The following is an 18,243-nucleotide window of genomic DNA, read 5'->3' as shown; positions in this document are numbered from 1 at the left end:
TCACTTCACCAGCAGCGTGTTCGGATCGATCGGCTTCTTCAACATCTTCTGTTTCTCCATGAGTTGGGTGATCCGGGCGATCTGCGTCCCGTCCATGGCCGCCGGATAGACCGGCAGATCGATCTTCGCCGCCTGCTCCTTCGTCACCTTGGTGTACGTCGGCAGCACGTTCCGTACCAGCGAGGGATCCGCGTCGGCGAGCTTCACGGCCGCCCTGATCGCCCGTTGGAACGCGGCGAGTGTCTCCGCGTTCTTCCCGGCGAACCGCGAGGTGGTGATGTAGCCGCTGAGGGGGATCCCCTGGACGGGCGGGGAGTCCCCGTCGACCAGCACCCGGGCGCCCAACTCGTCCTGGATGGAGCTGTCGAAGGGCTCGACGGCATGGACGGCGTCCACCTGCCCCTTCTCCAGCGCGGCACCCATCTGCGGGAACGGGATCTGCCGGTAGACGGGCGCTGCGACGCCCTGCTTCTCGAGGATCTCGTTGAAGGTGAGGGACTGGACGTTGTTGAGGACGTTGACGGCGAGCTTCCTGCCCGCGAGATCCGCGAGGGTCTTGATGTCCGAGTCCTTGGGCACCAGCACGTCCATCATGTGCGGCGCGGCCCGGATCGCCTCGGCGACGATCCGGATGTCGAGGGTGCCCTGGTCCTGGGCCTGGAAGTAGGTGACGTAGTTCGCGCTCGCGACCATGTCGATCTGCCCCTTGGACAGGGCGGGCAGCGCCTGGAGGCTCTGCTGGATCTGCTGGATGCGGACGTCGAGCCCTTCCTTCTTGAACAGCCCCCGCTCCTGCGCGATGTAGAGCATGGCGCAGTCGCTGAGCGGCAGCGCGGCCACCCGGACCGTCTTCGTGCCGCCGCCCGAGGACCCGGAGTCCCCGTCACCGCCGCAGGAGGAGAGCGCCAGCACGAGGGCGGCCGCGACGGCCGCCGCCTTTCCACTTCCCGAACGCCAAGGACGTAACGCCATCGGGCCATGATGACCGACCGCTTGACATGATCACTACACCACGATCAGCCGAATCAGCGGTCTTTGGAGAAATGCGCGAGGATCTCCCGATGCGCGAGGACCTCCCGCGCGACCCAGTCGAGCGCGTCGGGCAGCGCGTCCGCGGCCACCGGCAGCCACAGCGAGCAGGAGGCGAGCCCCGCGCCGGCCAGCGCGCGCAGCTCTTCGCGCACCCCCTCGGCGGTCGGGTGGGAGCCGCCCAGCGGGCGCCCGGGAGGTCGACGGCGGCCACGAACCCCGGGGGTACGAGGAACTGACCCACCGTCAACTCCAGGGGTGGCCTGGCCGGATCACGCCCCGCCTCCAGCGCCGCCAACCGGTGCCGGACCTCGACGAGTTCGGCCGCGCCGAGACCGGAACCGTGCCAGGCGTCGCCGTACCGGAGGGCCCGGCGCAGGGCCGCGTCACTGTGGCCGCCGATCCACACCGGCGGACCACCGGGCGTCCGCGGCCGCACACCGAGCCGCTCCTCCCCCTCGTCCCGCCACAACTCCCGTACGACGGCCGGCTGTTCGTCGGCCCGGCGGCCCCGTCCGGCGAACGGGACGCCGACCGCGGCGAATTCACGGGCGTCCCAGCCGGTGCCGACGCCCAGTGTGAACCGGCCCCGGGAGAGCCGGTCCAGAGTGGCCGTCTGGTGGGCGACCACGACCGGGTCGTACAGCGGCAGGATCAGGACACTGGTGACCAGTCCGATCCGGGTGGTGGCCCCCGCCAGGGCGGACAGCAGGACCAGCGGGTCCGGGGTCACGCCGAGGTCCCCGGCCAGCAGGTGGCCGCTCGCGATGACGTGGTCGAAGCCCAACTCCTCGGCCGTACGGGTGGTTTCCAGGACGTGGTCGAGGTCCTCCTCGTCGGTGGGCCACAGTCGGTGCGGTGCCACTCCCAGGCGCATGTCGCCGGTCTCCTCCCGGTGGGGTCGAGAGGGTCAACAGCACGGCGGCCGGTTCTCGTCCCGCCCCCACGCGCCCTTGCCTAGGCGCCCTCGCCCGCGCCACCTTGCTCGGGTGACCGTGAGCCAGGCCCCGCCCATCCCCGACGTCTTCGATCCGCGCCGGTACGCCGTCGCCGTGCCGTACGACGACTACCGCGTCCTGCGCGACCACCATCCGGTGGCCCGGCAGGAGGAGTCCGCGGTGCTCGGCCGGCCGGGCCGGGGCTCTGGGCGGTGACCCGGCACGCGGACGTGGTGCGGGTGCTCAAGGACCCGTCGACGTACTCCTCGTGTCTCGGCGCGACCCAGATCCGGGATCCGGACCCGGCGGACCTGCCCTTCATCCGGCGCATGATGCTCAATCAGGATCCGTCGGAGCACGGTCGGTTGAGACGGACGGTGAGCCGCGCCTTCACCCCCGGCCGCATCAAGCGGTTCACGACGGTGGCCGAGGAGCGGGCCCGGCAGCTGTTCGCGGCCGCCGTGGAGACCGCCCGCGCCGGCGACGGCACCGTCGACCTGGTCTCCGCCGTCACCGACGACTACGCCCTCCTCAACCTCGCCGACCTGCTGGGCGTCCCGGACGGCGACCGGGGCCTGCTCCTGCACTGGACCCAACGGGTCATCGGCCACCAGGATCCGGACGAGGCCGGTACGCCGGTGCTCGACGCAGACGGGAAACCGGTCAACCCGCGCTCCCCCGCGATGCTGGCGGACATGTTCGCCTACGCCCGCGAACTGGCCGCGCACAAGCTGCGGCACCCCGCGGACGACGTGCTGACCAAGCTCGCCCACGACCCCGAACTCGCCGCCGGTGAACTGGAGATGTTCTTCTTCCTGCTCACCGTCGCGGGCAACGACACCGTCCGCAGCGCGCGCCCTGGCGGGCTGCTGGCGCTGGTGGAACGTCCCAGGGCGTACGAGCGGCTGCGGGCCGAACCCGGCCAACTCTCCACCGCCGTGGACGAGTTGCTGCGCCGGCATCCGCCCGTGCTGACCTTCCGGACGAACGGGTCTCCGCGGCGCCGGACGTGCTGGACCTCGCCGCACACCGAATCCGCACGTCTCGTTCGGGGACGGGCCGCACGTCTGCCTGGGCACCCTCCCCCAGAGGGGGTGCCCCCAGCCCGCCTCCAGCTGCGGATCCTGTACCGGGAGGCGCTGCGCGCGCTGCCCGCACCACGGCTCGCGGCACCTCCCGGACGTCTCGTGTCGAACTTCATCAACGGGATCAAGTCCCTTCCTGTCGGCGTGACATGAGAACCTGAAAGCGGGAGAGGGGTTCGGACGTAGCCGTCGAGGTGTGTGCCGACAGGGGGTCCTCGATGTTCGGGGCTGAGTTGTTCACCCAGACCGCCGCCGCTGCCGCGGGCACGATGGTCGGGCTGATGACCACGGATGCCTGGCAGGCCGCCCGGCACCGGATCGTACGGTTCCTGCGCCGCGAGGACGTGGAGCGGCTGGACCGCGCGCGGGCCACGCTGGAGGCCGCTCCGCCGGGCCGCCAGGAGATCATCCTGCGCGAGCAGCGCGACGAACTGGACACCACCTTGCGCGGCCTGCTGGCCCGCGACCCGGCGCTGTCGGGGCTGCTGACCGAGTTCGTCCAGGAGTTCTCCGGCTTCGCCCGGCCGGTCTTCATCCAGGTCCAGCAGGCGTCGCCCGCCGCCCTGGAGACCCGGGCGCCGGGTGCCCTGACCGTGGCCCCTCCGCTGGGCCGCCTCGACCGCCGGGTGCGGGGCCGGGAGCCGCTGCTGGACACCCTCAAGCAGCTGGTGGGCAAGCCGACTTCGGGTGTGCGAGTGCTGCACGGCATGGGCGGCAGCGGCAAGACGACGGTCGCGCTGGAGATCGCCGCGTACGCCGCCGCGCTGGGCGTCGACGTGTGGTGGGTGACCGCGTCCAACCCGGCCGCGCTGAGCGCCGGGATGCGTGAGGTGGTGGCCGCGCTGGGGACGCCCGCGGATCTCATCGACCGTGCCTGGTCGGGCCGTTCGAGCGCGACCGACCTGTTGTGGCGGCGGCTGTGCGACACCGCGAGCCCGTGGCTGCTGGTGGTGGACAACGCCGACGAGCCCGAACACCTCGCCCCGCAGGGCCGGTTGGCGGAGGGCACCGGCTGGATCCGGCCCGCCGCGGAGCTGCCGGGCCTGGTGCTGATCACCAGCCGGGACAGCAGCCCCGCGACCTGGGGGCCGTGGGCGACCCTGCACCCGGTGGACGCGCTGGAGGAGGCCGACGCCGCCGAGGTGCTGTGGGACCTCGCGGGCGAGCGGGCCGGCTCCCGCGAGGACGCCCGGCTGCTGGCGCTCCGGCTGGGCGGGCTGCCGCTGGCCCTGCGCATCGCCGGCTCCCACCTCGCGGCGGCCTCCGCCTTCCCCGCCTGGCCGGGGACGACGACCGTGCGGACGTACGCCGACTATCGTGCCGCCCTCGACGAGCGCTTCGCCGAACTCCTCGACGAGGACCCGCCGGGCCAGCCCGGGATTGCCAACTCAGCTCCGGTGAGCGGCACTTGGGAACTCTCGCTGGACCTCCTCGAACGGCGCGGGATCACCCAGGCCCGGCCTCTCATGCGGCTGCTGTGCTGTCTGGGCGAGGCCCCGGTGCCGCTGGTGAGCCTGTTACGCCCGGACCGGCTGGCGGCCTCGCGGCTGCTGCCGGGCATGACGCCCCAGGAGCTGTTCACCGCGCTCACCTCGCTCGCCGACTTCGGCCTGGTCGAGCTGCACACCCCGCGCGGCGGCGACGACCACGCCCGCACCCTGCTGCTGCACCCGCTCGTCCGGGACGCCGGCCGGCTCCAGCGGGACCTCGCCGAACACCTGGAGGAGTACGCGGCCGTCGTCGCCGACCTGGTCGTCGGGGCCACCGCCGAACTGAGCGAGGACGATCCACGCGACTGGCCGCGCTGGAGGCTGCTGCTCCCGCACTGCGACGCCCCGCTGGCCCTGATCGACGACCCGTACGAGGCCGCCGACGACCTGGTGTCGAAGGCGCTGCGGTCGGCGGCGGCCGGGGCCCGGCATCTGATCCGGCGGGGCTGGCTGGACCGGGCGGAGGAGGTGCTCGACGGATGCGAGCCGATCGTGCTGGCCTGCGGTCCGCGCGATCCGGACGCGCTCGAAGTACGGTCGGCGGCCGCGCACTTGCTGCAGTTGCGGGGTCGGCTGGCCGCCGCCGAGACCCTGGTCCGCGGCGTCCTGGAGGACACCCGCTCCCTGTTCGGCGACGCGGCGGCCGAGACCGCCGACGCCCGGTACGCGCTCGCGGAGCTGCTCTGCGACCGGGGCCGGCCCGCCGAGGCGGAGGCCGAGTACCGCACGGTGTACGCGACCCGGCGCACCCTGCTCGGCGAGGGCGACCCGCAGACGCTCGCCGCCCGCAAGGGAGTTGCCCGCATGTCCCAGCAGCGGGGGCTGCTCGCGGAGGCCGAGGAGGAGTACCGCCTGCTGCTCGACGCCTACCGGGAGGCGCTGGGCGACCGGCACCCCGACACCCTGGCCCTTCGGTACAACGCGTCCCAAGTGCTGCACGAACGCGGCATGTTCCGGCAGGCCGAGGAGGAACTCCAGGAGACCCTCGGGGTGTGCGTCGAGGTGCTGGGAGAACGCCATCCGCTCACGCTCAGCGTCCGGCACCGCTTCGCGGACGTCCTGCGCGACCGCGGTCTGCTCGGGGCGGCCGAGCACGAGTTCCGTACGGTGCTCGGGCTGCGCGCCGCAACCGACGGCGAGGACCACCCGGAGACCGTGGCCGCCCGGCATGGCCTGGCCACCGTGCTGCGCGACCGGGGCTGGCCGGGTGACGCGGAGACCGAGTTCCGGGAGGTCTTCGAGGTGCGCCGCCGGCTGCTGGGAGATATGCATCCCCAGACCCTGGTGGTCCGGCACAACCTCGCCGACCTGCTCATGGAGCGCGGTCAACTGGAGGCCGCCGAGGCGGAGTTCAGGGAGGTCTACGCGGCCCGCCGCGAAGTGCTCGGCGAGCAGCATCTGCTCACCCTCTCGGTACGGCACGGCGCCGCGCACGTGCTGCATCTGCGGGGCCGCACCAACCGCGCCGAGACGGAGTACCGCACTGTCCTCGCGGACTGCGTCGAGACCCTCGGCGCCCGTCACCCCGGCACCCTCGCCGTCCGCCACAACCTCGCCGACCTGCTCAAGGACCGTGGTCAACTGGAGGCGGCGGAACGGGAGTTCAGGGAGGTGTACGAGGCCCGGCGGACCGTGCTCGGCGAACAGCACCTGATGACGCTGTCCGTTCGGCACGGCGCCGCGCACGTGCTGCATCTGCGGGGGCGCATGGAGCAGGCGGAGACGGAGTACCGGACGGTGCTGGCGGACTGCGTCGAGACGCTCGGACCGCGCCACCCCGGTACCCTCGCCGTCCGCCACAACCTCGCCGACCTGCTGCATCTCAAGGGTGAACTGGACGCGGCGGAGGCGGAGTTCAGCGAGGTGCGGGAGGCGTGCGAGGAGGTCCTGGGGCTACGGCACCCACGGACCCGGGCGGCCGAGGAGGCGATCGCCCACCTGCACTCCGCCCATCACAACGACTCGGCGGCCGCCGGCTCGTAGCCCGGGAAGCGGGCCGGGATCTGCCCGAGGTCCCACAGCGCCAGCGCCTTGTCGTCGTAGAAGTCGTCGGACTCCTCGTCGCCGAGGACCCGCAACGGCTCGGGCAGGCCGAAGGGTTCGAGCCGCAGGTTGATCGGGCGCCACCAGCCGGTGACGATGTCGGTGTTGGCGCGTGTGCGGGCGAAGGTCGTGGTGAGCAGGTAGCGCGAGCCGCTCTCCCGGAAGCGGGTCAGCGCCTCCACGACATGCTGGTAGGAGAAGTGCACGAGCGCGTCCCGGCAGACGATGAGGTCGACGCGGGGCACCGGCTGCGCGGTGAAGTCGAGCAGCTGGAACTCCCGGCCGGGGCCGCGGTGATGGACACGGTTGCTCTCGACGAGCTCCGCGACGACGTCCCCGCCGAGATAGGAGGCGCCGTGCAGATCGACGAACTGCATCCAGTTGAAGTCGCCGCAGGGCGCGTCCAGCACCGAGCGCACCCCCAACTCCTCGATGAGTTCGCTGAGTTGGCCGACGACGCGCTTCATGCGCTGCTTCTCGGAGCCGGGCCCCGAGCGGGTCTCCTCGGAGCCCCAGCGGTTGGTGCGGTAGATGTCCGTGAACACGTCGTGCAGGTCGGCCTCGTCACGGGGATCCGTGACGTCGACATAGCGCCGTGCGTCCACGTCGTAGACGGGCTCCCCAGGATTGCTCAGGTACCGCGGGGTCAATGACGTCCTCTTTCGCTGCCCGTCGGCGGGACGTATGGCAGCCCACCGGTACAAGTCGGCAGCCTACCGCCTCCTCATGGCCGCACCTGGATCAGCGCATGGGTGCCGCCGGTCCGCCAGCGCTGCCCCTGAGCACCGACCAGCGCGGCCTCCGTGGCCGCGTCGAGGCCGGTGATCACCTCGGACTTCAGGGTACGCAGCGCGGCGACCGGACCGGGGAAATACCCGGTGGCTTCGGCGAAGGGCGTGGTCGGCGGCCACCTCCGGTCGCCCACCAGGCGCCGGTAGTTGAGGTCGCCCTTCAGCACGGTGAGCGTCGCCCCGGCCAGCTCCGCACGCAGGTCGTCGGGCAGGTCGGCGTACGGCAGGGGGGCGCAGAAGAACGGATGGGCCCGTACGTCGAGCCGCCCGTCGCCCATGGCGTCCCACAGCCGGCGCCCGTACGCGGCGGCCTCCCCCGGCGCCCGCACGAGCCGCCGCAGCGCGTCGACGACATCGGCGGTGGTGGCGTCGGAGACGTAGTAGGGGTACGGCTTCACATGGAGTACGGCCCGTTCGATGCGCCCGTGTTCGAGGAGATGGGCGATCAGCAGCAGGTCGGGGATCAGCTCGCGCCCGGCGTTGTCGGCGATCACCGCCAACGTGCCCCCGACCGACGACCAGAAGGCGTCGCTGTCGTCGGCGACGAGATCCGATACGGCGTCCCGCCCTTCGGCGTCGGAGTCGGAGAGCCGGAACCCGAGGTCGGCGCGGTTCCCCCACAACGACCCGTGCAGCAGAGCGGCCCCCTGCTCCTCGACGGGCAAGGAGCCCAACTCATCGAGCGCGGCGAGTTCCTCGTCGGTCTCCCGCGACTCCAACTCGGCGAGCTTGGAGGGCCGGAACGGATCGATCCCCCGCCAGGGCCCGTCGCCGAAATACCCCACGGCATCGAGCAGCCGCCGGTAGAAGTAACTCTCGCTCCAGAGCCACGGCACATCGAACCAGGACCGCCCGACGAACTCCCCGATCCCCCACGCCTCCCAGGAGTCACCGGGCAGCGCCTCGACAACACCCTTGGTACAGCTGTCGAGCAGCGCGTCCAACGCAAGATGCTGCTGGGGACCGTAAGGAATGGCCTCCCGCACCTGCCGAATGATCGCCGGATGCCGCTCGGCGAGCACGCTGAAGGGAAAGGACCCGGTTTCATTGCTGAGGATGACAGGAGCGCCGGAAATCATGCCGCGACTGTAACCCCCTCAGGGGCGCGGGGAACTGCGCGACCAGCCCCCACGGCGGGCAAGCCGGACACTCACCGCAGCCACAACGGCGCTACCCGACGACCCGACTCTCCTGCTCCAACTGACTCACCAACGTCAGATACCGCGCCCGCCGCGGAACCGGCACCAACCCCCGGATCATCACGTGCCACATCTGCGCAAGCCTCCGCGGCTGTCGGGACACCGGCTCCAGCCGCCGCCCCACCACCCGCGTCCCCACAAAGAAGCACACGAGCGCATGCGCAACGGCATCCACGTCGGTATCCGGATGGAGATCCGCCTCCTTCACCGCCCCGACCAGCTTCCCGGAGGACAGGTCCAGCCACTCCTGGAACGGGTGCCGCAGCGGCGGCCGCACCTCCACTCCCCCGGTCGCCAGCCGCAACCCGGCCCGCAGGATGGGCCCTTCGACGGACAGCCGCGCTATCCCGAAGGTGATGCGGACGAGCGCCTCCAGCGAGGAGTACCCGCGCGCCTCCACGTCCCCGGCGACCTGCCGCGACGCCCGCGACTGGATCTCCATGATCGCGTGGGCGAGGTCGTCCTTGGCGGCGAAGTGGAAGTACAGGGCGCCTTTGGTCACTTGGGCGTGCTCGACGATGTCACTGAGACTCGTCGACTCATAGCCGCGGCGATCGAACAGGTCGGCGGCGGCACTGATGATCGTCGCTCGGGTCTGCTCGGCGCGTAGCTGCCTCGGCATCGACTGCACACTCCTGGTACGGAAAAGAACGGGTCATGCCGTTTGTTTCTCACTCCCTGTACACGATATCTCACCGTGCGGCGGTACCCACCAGGCACTCGAAGACCACCGACTCCCCTTGTACCGCCACGACTTGTACGTGGGAACCGTCCACCTCGCTCAGCTCCACGCGGACCGGCTGATCGAGTTCCGCGTACTGGTGGAAGGCGGCCCGTAAGGACACCGCCACCCGCTCGCCGCCGCTGCGCACGCGAACGGCCTGACGTGCGGCTTCGAGCATCAGCATGCCGGGGATGTGGTCGAGGGGGTGGTCGAAGAAAACGGGATGGGCGGTATCGACGCGCAACCGCCAGTGATCGGGGCGGTCGGCGGCGGCCAGCACCACGTCGGCCGGCTGCGCCCGGCCCACCGCCGCGGCCGGCAGCGCGGGCGGGAGCGGCGGCAGGCAGAGCGCGGCGGCGGTGTGCGTACGGCCGCCTCGCAGTCGGCGGTAGACGGAGGCGTTCGTCCAGGTCACGGCGATGCGACCACCCCCGATCCGTTCGCCGCCGAGGTGCACGACGGCCTCGTAGCGCAGGCCCGTCGCCCGCCCGCCGCGGCGGCGGACCTCGTCGACGGTGACATCCAGAACGGGGGCCGCGGGGACGGCTCCGACGGCCAGGTGCTCGGGGCGGGTGTCGACATGGAGTTCCTGGAGCACGAAACAGTCGCCGAGCGGGGCGTCGTAGGCGGCGTGCGCGAGGAGCGCTCCGCTCTGCCGGACGGTCTCCGCGACCAGCAGCGGTTCGTACGCCGACCGGTCCGCCGACACGTGTAACTGATGGGCGCGCGGCCACTGGGCGGTGATGCGGAAGCGGTCGGTGCCCGTTTTCACCCAGCCCGTAAGAAACGTTTCAGCAACGGCTGCGCGGTGCACGAACTGGCATGGCACTGTGACCGTGAGCGACCCGGTGCCGGTCCGGACCTCGGCGAACTGCCGCAGCTCTGGCATGTTCCCTCCCTCGTTCCCCGCGGTGCGATGACGGACGGCGAGGTGCCCGTGCCGGTGAGCGATAGAGTACGAGGGATTCCGGTCTGTTTTCAATGAGACCGAGCAAGACCCAACTCGACGCATGGGAGGGGTTCTTATGGCGAGACAGGAGCGCGCCATCAGGACACGCAGGACCATCATCGAGGCCGCGGGCGCCGTCTTCGACGAGTACGGGTACGCCGCGAGCACCATCGCGATGGTGCTGGAGCGCGCGGATGTGACGAAAGGTGCCCTGTATTTCCACTTCCCCTCCAAGGAATCGCTCGCCCAGGCGGTCCTGGACGAGCAGTTGTCCCTCGGAGCCGTGCCGCCGCACCCCTGCAAGCTGCAGGAGATCATCGACATCACGTTCGTGTTCGGGCAGCGGCTGCTGGGCAACCCCCTGCTCAAGGGGAGTGTGCGGCTGACGGTGGACCAGTGCTCGGCGCCCGGAGTCGACCACACCGGGCCGTTCCGGCAGTGGGGGGATCATCTGGAGGACATGCTGCACACGGCCCGGGACCAGGGCGAGTTGCTGCCCACGGTGGAGCCGCGGGACACCGCGGAGCTGCTGGTCGGCGCCTTCGCCGGCGTCCAGCTGATGTCCCGCGCCCTCAGCGGCCGGGACGATCTGGGGCACCGGATCGCCGTGATGTGGCGGCACATCCTGCCGGGCGTCGCCGTACCGGGGCTGCTGCCCGCCCTCGACAGCCGGCCCGACCGCGGTCGGCGCGTGCTGGCCTCCGCAGAGAGCGCGCGGCTGGTCGGCGCGGAGGTCTGAGGCGGGCGGCCCGAGAAACGAGGCGGGCCGGCCGGTGTCCCATCCGCACCGGCCGGCCCGCACCCTCTACGGGGTTGCTCAGAAGGTCAGCTTCCAGCTGTTGAGCGTGCCCGTGTCCTGGGCCGCCGTGTCCTGGACGCGCAGCTTCCAGGTCCCGTTGGCGACCTCCGAGGAGGCGTTCACCGTGTAGGTGGTGCTGACGTTGTCCGCGGAGTCCGAGGAGCTGGCCGCCTTCAGGCTGTACACCGTGCCGTCCGGGGCGACGAGGCCGATCACCAGGTCACCGCGGTAGGTGTGGGTGATGTCGACGCCGACCTGGAGGGTCGAGGGGGCGTTGCCGGTACGGCCGCTGACGGCGATGGAGGACTCGATCGCGGAGCCGTTGTCCGGGATGGCGACCGCGGTGGTGCTGGAGAAGGTGGTCCCCGTCGTCGTACCGCCGCTCACCGCCGCGACCGTCTTCGCCGCGTCGGCGAGACCCGCGCCGCAGCCGCCCGAGCAGGCACCCGGCAGGGCACGGGCGTTGTTCTTGATGGCGGTCTCGATCTGCGCCGGGGTCAGCGAGGAGTTGGCGGACTTCAGCAGCGCGGCCAGGCCCGCGATGTGCGGGGTCGCCATGCTGGTGCCCTGGTAGTAGGCGTACGACTCCGAAGAGGCCGTGGTGGCACCGGAGTTGAGCGTGGACAGGATGCCGTTGGCGGTACCGGTGCTGGTCTGGCCGCCGGGCGCGGAAATGTCCACCAGGGAGCCGTAGTTGGAGTAGGAGGCCTTGGCGCCGGTGCGGTTGGTCGCGGCGACGGAGATGACGTTGTTGCAGTTGCCCGGCGAGTGGTTCGCGACGTTGTCGTTGTCGTTGCCCGCGGCGACGGCGATGACGGTGCCACGGCTCACGGCGTTGTTGATCGCCGTCTGGGTCGCCGAGGTGCAGGCGCCGTCGCCGCCGAGGCTCATGTTGATGACCTTGGCGACATTGGTGTTGGCGGGCACGCCGGAGACGGTGCCGCCGGACGCCCAGGTGATGGCGTCGATGATGTCGGAGTCGTAGCCGCCGCACTTGCCGAGCACACGCAGCGGGGAGATCTTGGCGCCGTAGGCGATGCCGGCGACACCCTTGCTGTTGTTGGTGACGGCGGCGATGGTGCCGGCCACGTGGGTGCCGTGCCAGGAGGAGCTGGAGGCCGGGATGCCCGAACCGCACTCGTTGGCCGCGTAGTAGTCGCCGGGGTCGGCCGGGTTGCTGTCGCGGCCGTTGCCGTCGACGGAGACCGCGGTGTCGGAGATGAAGTCGTAGCCGGCGACGATGTTCGCGGCGAGGTCGGTGTGGGCGACGTAGCCGGTGTCGATGACGGCGACGGTCACACCGGTGCCGGTCGAGGTCGTCCAGGCGCCGGGCACGTTCATGCCGGCCGTCGACTCGAACAGGTCCCACTGCTTGGCGTACTCGGTGTCGTTCGGGTCGGCCTGCGGCTTGTTCAGCCGGTCCGGTACGACGTAGGCGACCTGCGGGTCGGCCTTGAACTCGGCGACGGCGTCGGCGACTTCGGCCGTGCTGGGGTTCGTGCCCAGGTCGACGAGGGCGGCGCCGGTGCCGAGCCGGCGCTGGAAGTCGGCGTCCTTGGCGGCGGCGTCAGCCTCGGCGGCCGCGTTCGAAGTGGCTTCGGCGGCGCCCGACTTGTAGCCGACGATGAGGCGCTCGGCCGGGGCGCCGGGGGCGGCCTCGGTGAGCGCGGCCGGGACGGCGGCCTCCTGCGCGGGGGCGTCCTGGGCGACGGCGACGGAGGCCGTACCGACGGAGAGCAGGGCCGCGGAGACGGCGGCGACGGATATCAGCTTCCGCCGCAGGGAGGGGGAGGTACGCAAGGGCTTGCCTTTCGTGGCCGTGCTCCGGGCAGCGCGGAGCGGCGGTCGAATCGCTTCGTCGATGAAGCGGCGGGGGGTGTGGAGCCGGGAAAGGACGCGCGGCGGCCGGCCGAAAGCGTGGGGTCCGACCCGTTCGGGGTTACCTGTGGGTCGTCTGTGCTCGAACGATAGGCAAAGGGAAGGTCATGGGAATACAGGGGAAACCCTAGATCCGGCCGGAAACCCACCCTCGTTGCCCGACGGCCCCTGCGGTACGCCCGTTTCCCGCGCCTTTGCGCACGGGTGAACGCCAGGGGCCCGCGCCCCGTACTGCTCGGGAGCACATCGTTCCCACGCCGTCCGAGGAGGCGTTCCGGATGTCCCGGATGTCCTGGCAGACCGCCCGCCGCACCCGTGTCGCGGCCGCGCTCACGGCACCGTTCCTGCTGACGGTGTTCGCGGCGACCCCCGCACTGGCGCACGGCGCGCCGACGGATCCGGTCAGCCGGGTCTTCGCCTGCTCCCCCGACGGCGCCTCCTCGGGTACGGCGGCCTGCCGGGCGGCGATCGCCGCGGGCGGGACGTCGTTCGCGGCCTGGGACAACCTGCGCGTCGCGAACGTGAACGGCCGGGACCGGCAGACGATCCCGGACGGCGAGCTGTGCAGCGGCGGACTCGCCGCGTACAAGGGGCTGGACCTGGCGCGCGCCGACTGGCCGGCGACCCGGCTCACCCCCGGGGCCTCCCTGACCATGAAGTACGTCTCGACGATCCCGCACACCGGCACGTTCCGGATGTACCTCACCGAGCCCGGCTACGACCCGACGAAGCCGCTCACCTGGTCCGACCTGCCCGAGCAGCCGTTCGCGCAGGTGAAGGACCCGGCGCTGACGGACGGCGCGTACCGGATCAGGATGACGCTGCCGAAGGACCGGACGGGGCGGCAGGTGCTGTACACGATCTGGCAGAACAGCAGTACGGCGGACACGTACTACTCGTGCTCGGACGTGGTGTTCCCGGCGGCGGCCGCGGGGAGCGGTGGGAAGAAGAGCACGACGCCGTCGACACCTTCGCCGCCTTCCGCGTCGAAGTCGGCCGAGGGTGCCGATCCGGCCAAGTCGCCTGACGCGAAGAGGAGTTCACCGGCGGCCGCGTCTGTCGTCCCGTCGGGGGTGGCCCGTTCGTCGGCGGCCACCGCTCCCGACGCCTCCAACGTGGCCGCGGACACCGAGCCCGGCTCCGGGCCGTCCGCGCCCATGCTGGCGGGCGGCGCCGCCGCGGTGCTGGTGCTCACCGGGGGCGCCGCCCTGGCGCTACGTCTGCGCCGGCGTTGAACTACCGCTGGTAGCGGGTCAGTTCACGTAGACGGACTCGCCGCCGGTGGTCACCGGGGCGTACTTCGCGGTCCAGAAGCCGCTGCTCGGGCAGAGCGAGGAGCCGGAGCTGCGGGTGAACTGCTGGTTGGTGAAGGCGATGCTGTTGTCGGTGTTGGAGGCCGTGCCGGCGAGGCTGCCGTTCGTCGCCTGGTAGACACAGGTGACGCTGCCGAGCAGGGTCCTGAGGACGACGGTGGTCTGGATGGCGCCGGCGGTCCCCGGGGTCACGGTGACGGTGCCGTCGGAGGCCACGCTGGTGGTGTACGCCAGGTTGTTGACCGTGATGCTGGTGACGCCGAGCACCCCCACGTTGTTCGAGGTGCAGTCGCTGAAGGTGTGACCGGTGAGCGACTCGGTGGCCGTACCGGGAGCGGTCGGGTTGCCGCCGGTGTCGACCGTGGCGGTGAACTGCGAGGTGGTGCAGGTGATGCCGGTGGTGCCGGTCGCGGTGGAGTAGAGGGTGGCGGTGGTGCCGCTGGCCAGGGGCGCGGTGATGGTCGCGCCGTCGGCCACGTTGGTGCCGCCGACCGAGCCGGTGGTCAGGACCGCGATGTCGGCGGCAGCGGCGGGGGCCGAGGCGGCGACGGCCACGGGGAGGGCGAACGCGGCGCCGGCGGCGGTGACGGTGAGCAGGGAGCGCATACGCATGCGGGTGTGCCTCTTCTCTGAGGTGGGGGTGAGGGTGAAGGGGACGCCGACGTCCTCGGGACGCGCGTCGGCGCCCGCCGTTGCCGACCCGTGACGCCTTCTCCGTACGTGACGGACCGGCAACGACAGCCGGCCGGTGACCGGCCGGAGACCCAATGGGGGGAGGGCCCCGGCCGGGCCGGGCGGAGGGACGGTCCCGCCGCGGCCGCTGGGGGGAAGTGGCCGTACGGGCCCGTGGAGGGTGGTGACAGGGCGGTGAATCGTCCGCAGTGGACAGATGGTCCGGGAACGCGGAAGGCACCACCCGGCGGCTGGATCCGGCGCCACGGATCCGGGGGAAGCCAGGGAGAGTTGTAGACCTGAGTGTCCGTCAACGTCAAGAGATCATTGGGGAGTTGGCGCGTCAACTGGCATTTTCACAGCACGCGCGGCCGTAGTTGATCACACCTGTCGCACAATCGACACCCTTTACTCACAACTTGCTTGACCCATGGTCGTAACCGCCGGTAACTTCCTGGCTGGCTACTGCGGAGTATGTGAAAGCCCTTGCACCCGCCGGGAGTTGCCAGGAGGCGTGCGCCGCAGCCGCTGTCCGCGCCAGGACAACGTGCCACTGAAGCCCGACCCGCACCACATCAAGCGCATGGGAGCAGACATGGCCTCGTCCTCGGACGTCAGTTCGTCCGCCGACCACACACCAGAAAGCCCGGAAAGCGGTCCCAGACCGGCAAGACGCGGCCGGGTCCGCGGACGCCGCGCCGCGATCATGGCCGTTCCGGCCGTCGCGATCACCGCGGGGCTCGCGATCCTGACCGCGGAAGGCGCTCTGGGAGTGCAGTTCGCGATCTCGGGCATGCCCTTCACGGTCACCGCGACGGAGCTCAAGGGCACCGGGTTCGAGCAGTTCGGCGGCCTCGACAACATGGCGGACAACAGCCCGAACGCCGGCGACACCGGCGGGCAGGTGCTGGTGATGACCTCCGCCATCAAGAGCGCGACCCTCACCAAGCTGTGCCAGAGCGTCGACCTGGGCGGCACCAACCTGCTCATCAAGGCGGGCCAGGGGGACAAGAAGGTCGAGGCGACCGACCTGACCACCGACTCGACCGAGCTGTCCGGTGACGCCTCCTTCGACAACATCGAGATCGGCAACGACGCCAGCACCCTCACCAAGGCGGGTGTGAAGGGTCCCCTCGGTGTCTTCAGCCAGCAGGCCGACACCGTCTACATCGCCAACCTGCGACAGACCAACTACGCCACCACGGCGGGCGTGTTCAAGCTGCCCGGCCTCAAGATGAGCTTCAGCAGCTCGGGGTGCTGATGGAGAGCCAGGAGCCCGTGGCGGGACAGGAACCGCACGGCGGACAGCAGCAGCGTGTGGGCGGCGATCAACTTCTGCTCACCGAGGACAGGTTCACCCGCTGGGTGTATGAACGTCCTTTCTGGGGCGGGCTGTGGCTCACCCTGGGCGGGGCGTGGATCCTGCTGACCATGAAGGCCTCGATCAAGGTCGTCATGCACGTCGGGATGCAGGGCGTGGCGGGCTATCTCCTGCCGACCCTGATGATCCTGGCGGGTCTGCTCATCCTCTTCAGCCCGGCACAACGCCTGTTCTACTCGATCGTCGGCGTCCTGTGCTCCATGGGCACCTGGCTCACCTCGAACCTGGGGGGCTTCATGGTCGGCCTCCTGCTCGGCGTCGTGGGCAGCATCCTCACCTTCGGCTGGCTGCCCGAACAGGACCCGCGGACGAGCCGTCGGGACCGGCGCAGGGCGGCACAGCGGACGGCGCGGGACGAGTCGGCGACCGATCCGGGGCAGCCCGGTGACGAGCCGGGCACGGCCCGGACCGGGATGGCGGTCGGTTCACCCCAGGCCGCTCAGTAACACGAACGCGTACGGCCGTCCCGGCCCTCGGACCGCGCAGGCGCCGGCTCACTCGCCGGGCAGTCTGCGCGGTTCGACGCGTTCCTCGACGGCGCTGTCGCCGTCGCGGGTGACGACGTAGGCGCCCTTTCCGGGCAACTCGCCCACGGCCTCGACGAGTTCGGTGCCACGGTAGACCAGGCCGACGCCGTCGTCCGTGCAGTGGGTGACGGGCACCGTTGCCGTACGGCAGGAACCCCAACGCGTTGGCGAGCGGCCGCAGTTCGGGCCCTTAGGAGTCGGTGGTACCACCCTCGAACCAACACAACGACCCCGCACTGACCCCACTGAGCACGACCCCGGCCTCCCAGGCCCGCCGCATGATCCGGTCCACCCCGTGCACCCGCCACACGGCGAGCAGGTTGGCCACCGACCCGCCCATGACCCACACGACGTCCTGCTCCAGAACGGTCCCCTCGACGTCCTCCAGGTTGGGCATCGGGAAGAGGCTGAGCCGGAGTGAGGTCGAAACCGGCGTGGGCATGGGGCAACTTCCTTGGGTTGAAGCGGAGTTGTGCGTGGGAAAGGAGGGACATGGAGCGTGATGTCGATACCGGGAGCGCGCATTCGGCGCGGATCTACGACTACATCATCGGGGGCCGGGACCATTACCCGGCGGACCGTGAGGCGGGGGACGCCATGGTCCGGGAGTGGCCCGCGCTGCCCGTGCACATGCGGGCCAACCGGGACTTCATGAACCGGGCGGTGCGGTATCTCGCCGAGGAGGCGGGGGTACGGCAATTCCTCGACGTCGGCAGCGGGATCCCGACCTCGCCCAACATCCACGAGATCGCCGGGGCGGCGGCCGAGGACGCACGGGTCGTGTACGTCGACAACGACCCGCTCGTACTCCGGCTCTCCCGCGACCTGTTGGGCAGCGCGCCGGCCGGCACGACCGCGTACGTCGAGGCGGACATGCGGGACCCGGCGGCCATCCTGAACGCGCCCGAACTGCGCGCGACACTCGATCTCGACCGTCCCGTCGCCCTGTTGGTGATCGCGATCGTGCACTTCATGACCGACGAGGACGACGCCGTCGGCATCGTGCGCCGGCTCCTCGACCCCCTCCCCTCCGGCAGCTACCTCGCGATGTCCGTCGGCACCGCCGACTTCGCCCCGGCAGAAGTCGGCCGTGTCGCCCGCGAGTACGCCGCCCGCGGCATGCCGATGCGTCTGCGCACGTCGGCCGAGGCCGCGGAGTTCTTCACGGGGCTCACGCTCGTCGAGCCGGGGGTCGTCCAGGTCCACAAGTGGCGCCCGGACGGCACCGGCACAGAAGTGACGAGGGACGAGGACATCGCCATGTACGGGGTGGTGGGCCGTAAAGATCATCACGATGCGGCACCGAGAACCGGCTACCAGCGGCTGATCACTTGACTACCGGCGGTCACACGCGGTTGGCTCCGAGCCAGTGAAAGTTCAACCGGTCGACATGCTTCCGCGTTTCGGCCCCCTTTCGCGTTCCGC

The 18,243-nt window shown here is 71.0% G+C and carries 14 protein-coding genes and 2 pseudogenes; 7 read left to right on the top strand and 9 right to left on the bottom strand.

The genetic code is table 11. The annotated features are described in order from the left end of the window. The gene (locus tag ABZ896_RS00350; RefSeq protein ID WP_360919423.1) at nucleotides 1-972 is read right to left on the bottom strand and encodes an ABC transporter substrate-binding protein; all 972 of its coding nucleotides are present in this window, start codon (nucleotides 970-972) and stop codon (nucleotides 1-3) included. Beyond that, a complete protein-coding gene (locus tag ABZ896_RS00345; protein WP_360919420.1) occupies nucleotides 884-1,906 on the bottom strand; it encodes an LLM class flavin-dependent oxidoreductase in 1,023 nt (340 codons plus the stop codon). Before ABZ896_RS00345 ends, ABZ896_RS00350 begins: the two co-directional genes overlap by 89 nt. A 112-nt stretch (nucleotides 1,907-2,018) precedes the next feature. On the opposite strand from ABZ896_RS00345, the pseudogene ABZ896_RS00340 reads away from it, so the two are divergent. Both ABZ896_RS00340 and ABZ896_RS00335 read left to right on the top strand, forming a co-directional pair. Continuing rightward, nucleotides 2,019-3,205: pseudogene (locus tag ABZ896_RS00340) on the top strand (cytochrome P450). A gap of 65 nt (nucleotides 3,206-3,270) precedes the next feature. Then, entirely contained in the window at nucleotides 3,271-6,525 is a 3,255-nt protein-coding gene (locus ABZ896_RS00335; protein WP_360919417.1) for a tetratricopeptide repeat protein, read from the top strand. Here ABZ896_RS00335 and ABZ896_RS00330 read toward each other — a convergent pair. The 4 genes from ABZ896_RS00330 to ABZ896_RS00315 form a co-directional block, all read right to left on the bottom strand. Then, complete coding sequence (locus tag ABZ896_RS00330; protein ID WP_360919414.1) at nucleotides 6,495-7,235, bottom strand: class I SAM-dependent methyltransferase; 741 nt, start codon at nucleotides 7,233-7,235, stop codon at nucleotides 6,495-6,497. The two genes, ABZ896_RS00335 and ABZ896_RS00330, sit on opposite strands and share 31 nt — an antisense overlap. A gap of 74 nt (nucleotides 7,236-7,309) precedes the next feature. Then, a complete protein-coding gene (locus tag ABZ896_RS00325) occupies nucleotides 7,310-8,455 on the bottom strand; it encodes a damage-control phosphatase ARMT1 family protein (protein ID WP_360919411.1) in 1,146 nt (381 codons plus the stop codon). Between the two features lie 91 nt (nucleotides 8,456-8,546). Then, a complete protein-coding gene (locus ABZ896_RS00320) occupies nucleotides 8,547-9,197 on the bottom strand; it encodes a ScbR family autoregulator-binding transcription factor (protein WP_360919408.1) in 651 nt (216 codons plus the stop codon). Between the two features lie 70 nt (nucleotides 9,198-9,267). Further along, on the bottom strand, nucleotides 9,268-10,188 hold the full coding sequence (locus ABZ896_RS00315; RefSeq protein WP_360919405.1) for a ScbA/BarX family gamma-butyrolactone biosynthesis protein: 921 nt from the start codon (nucleotides 10,186-10,188) through the stop codon (nucleotides 9,268-9,270). A 136-nt stretch (nucleotides 10,189-10,324) separates the two neighbouring features. On the opposite strand from ABZ896_RS00315, the gene ABZ896_RS00310 reads away from it, so the two are divergent. Continuing rightward, nucleotides 10,325-10,987, top strand: a complete 663-nt coding sequence (locus tag ABZ896_RS00310; protein ID WP_360919402.1) for a ScbR family autoregulator-binding transcription factor — start codon at nucleotides 10,325-10,327, stop codon at nucleotides 10,985-10,987. 78 nt (nucleotides 10,988-11,065) lie between these two features. Here ABZ896_RS00310 and ABZ896_RS00305 read toward each other — a convergent pair whose 3' ends face one another. Continuing rightward, on the bottom strand, nucleotides 11,066-12,847 hold the full coding sequence (locus tag ABZ896_RS00305) for a S8 family serine peptidase (RefSeq protein WP_360919399.1): 1,782 nt from the start codon (nucleotides 12,845-12,847) through the stop codon (nucleotides 11,066-11,068). Between the two features lie 365 nt (nucleotides 12,848-13,212). Between ABZ896_RS00305 and ABZ896_RS00300 the strand changes: the two genes are divergently transcribed. Then, nucleotides 13,213-14,160, top strand: coding sequence for a lytic polysaccharide monooxygenase (locus tag ABZ896_RS00300; protein ID WP_360919753.1), 948 nt, complete (start codon nucleotides 13,213-13,215; stop codon nucleotides 14,158-14,160). An 18-nt stretch (nucleotides 14,161-14,178) separates the two neighbouring features. On the opposite strand, the gene ABZ896_RS00295 is transcribed toward ABZ896_RS00300, so the two are convergent. After that, entirely contained in the window at nucleotides 14,179-14,850 is a 672-nt protein-coding gene (locus ABZ896_RS00295) for a Tat pathway signal sequence domain protein (RefSeq protein WP_360919396.1), read from the bottom strand. A 655-nt stretch (nucleotides 14,851-15,505) separates the two neighbouring features. On the opposite strand from ABZ896_RS00295, the gene ABZ896_RS00290 reads away from it, so the two are divergent. After that, on the top strand, nucleotides 15,506-16,171 hold the full coding sequence (locus ABZ896_RS00290; protein WP_360919750.1) for a DUF6230 family protein: 666 nt from the start codon (nucleotides 15,506-15,508) through the stop codon (nucleotides 16,169-16,171). 17 nt (nucleotides 16,172-16,188) lie between these two features. After that, entirely contained in the window at nucleotides 16,189-16,737 is a 549-nt protein-coding gene (locus ABZ896_RS00285; RefSeq protein WP_360919393.1) for a DUF6114 domain-containing protein, read from the top strand. Between the two features lie 48 nt (nucleotides 16,738-16,785). On the opposite strand, the pseudogene ABZ896_RS00280 reads toward ABZ896_RS00285, so the two are convergent. Continuing rightward, nucleotides 16,786-17,252 (bottom strand): annotated as a pseudogene (locus ABZ896_RS00280) (Type 1 glutamine amidotransferase-like domain-containing protein); the annotation flags it as partial. Nucleotides 17,253-17,310: 58 nt separating this feature from the next. On the opposite strand from ABZ896_RS00280, the gene ABZ896_RS00275 reads away from it, so the two are divergent. Further along, nucleotides 17,311-18,153, top strand: coding sequence for an SAM-dependent methyltransferase (locus ABZ896_RS00275; RefSeq protein ID WP_360919391.1), 843 nt, complete (start codon nucleotides 17,311-17,313; stop codon nucleotides 18,151-18,153). The last annotated feature ends 90 nt before the right edge of the window (nucleotides 18,154-18,243 follow it).

This window comes from Streptomyces sp. NPDC047072 (assembly GCF_040643855.1).
In the GTDB taxonomy this organism is placed as follows: Bacteria; Actinomycetota; Actinomycetes; order Streptomycetales; family Streptomycetaceae; genus Streptomyces.
This window is presented reverse-complemented; position numbering and strand designations above follow the sequence as displayed.

Bases quoted from the DNA above. Each gene is read 5' to 3' on its own strand.
- ABZ896_RS00350 (WP_360919423.1), bottom strand. From the start codon at position 972: ATGGCGTTACGTCCTTGGCGTTCGGGAAGTGGAAAGGCGGCGGCCGTC.
- ABZ896_RS00345 (WP_360919420.1), bottom strand. From the start codon at position 1,906: ATGCGCCTGGGAGTGGCACCGCACCGACTGTGGCCCACCGACGAGGAG.
- ABZ896_RS00335 (WP_360919417.1), top strand. From the start codon at position 3,271: ATGTTCGGGGCTGAGTTGTTCACCCAGACCGCCGCCGCTGCCGCGGGC.
- ABZ896_RS00325 (WP_360919411.1), bottom strand. From the start codon at position 8,455: ATGATTTCCGGCGCTCCTGTCATCCTCAGCAATGAAACCGGGTCCTTT.
- ABZ896_RS00320 (WP_360919408.1), bottom strand. From the start codon at position 9,197: ATGCCGAGGCAGCTACGCGCCGAGCAGACCCGAGCGACGATCATCAGT.
- ABZ896_RS00315 (WP_360919405.1), bottom strand. From the start codon at position 10,188: ATGCCAGAGCTGCGGCAGTTCGCCGAGGTCCGGACCGGCACCGGGTCG.
- ABZ896_RS00310 (WP_360919402.1), top strand. From the start codon at position 10,325: ATGGCGAGACAGGAGCGCGCCATCAGGACACGCAGGACCATCATCGAG.
- ABZ896_RS00300 (WP_360919753.1), top strand. From the start codon at position 13,213: ATGTCCTGGCAGACCGCCCGCCGCACCCGTGTCGCGGCCGCGCTCACG.
- ABZ896_RS00295 (WP_360919396.1), bottom strand. From the start codon at position 14,850: ATGCGTATGCGCTCCCTGCTCACCGTCACCGCCGCCGGCGCCGCGTTC.
- ABZ896_RS00290 (WP_360919750.1), top strand. From the start codon at position 15,506: ATGGCCTCGTCCTCGGACGTCAGTTCGTCCGCCGACCACACACCAGAA.
- ABZ896_RS00275 (WP_360919391.1), top strand. From the start codon at position 17,311: ATGGAGCGTGATGTCGATACCGGGAGCGCGCATTCGGCGCGGATCTAC.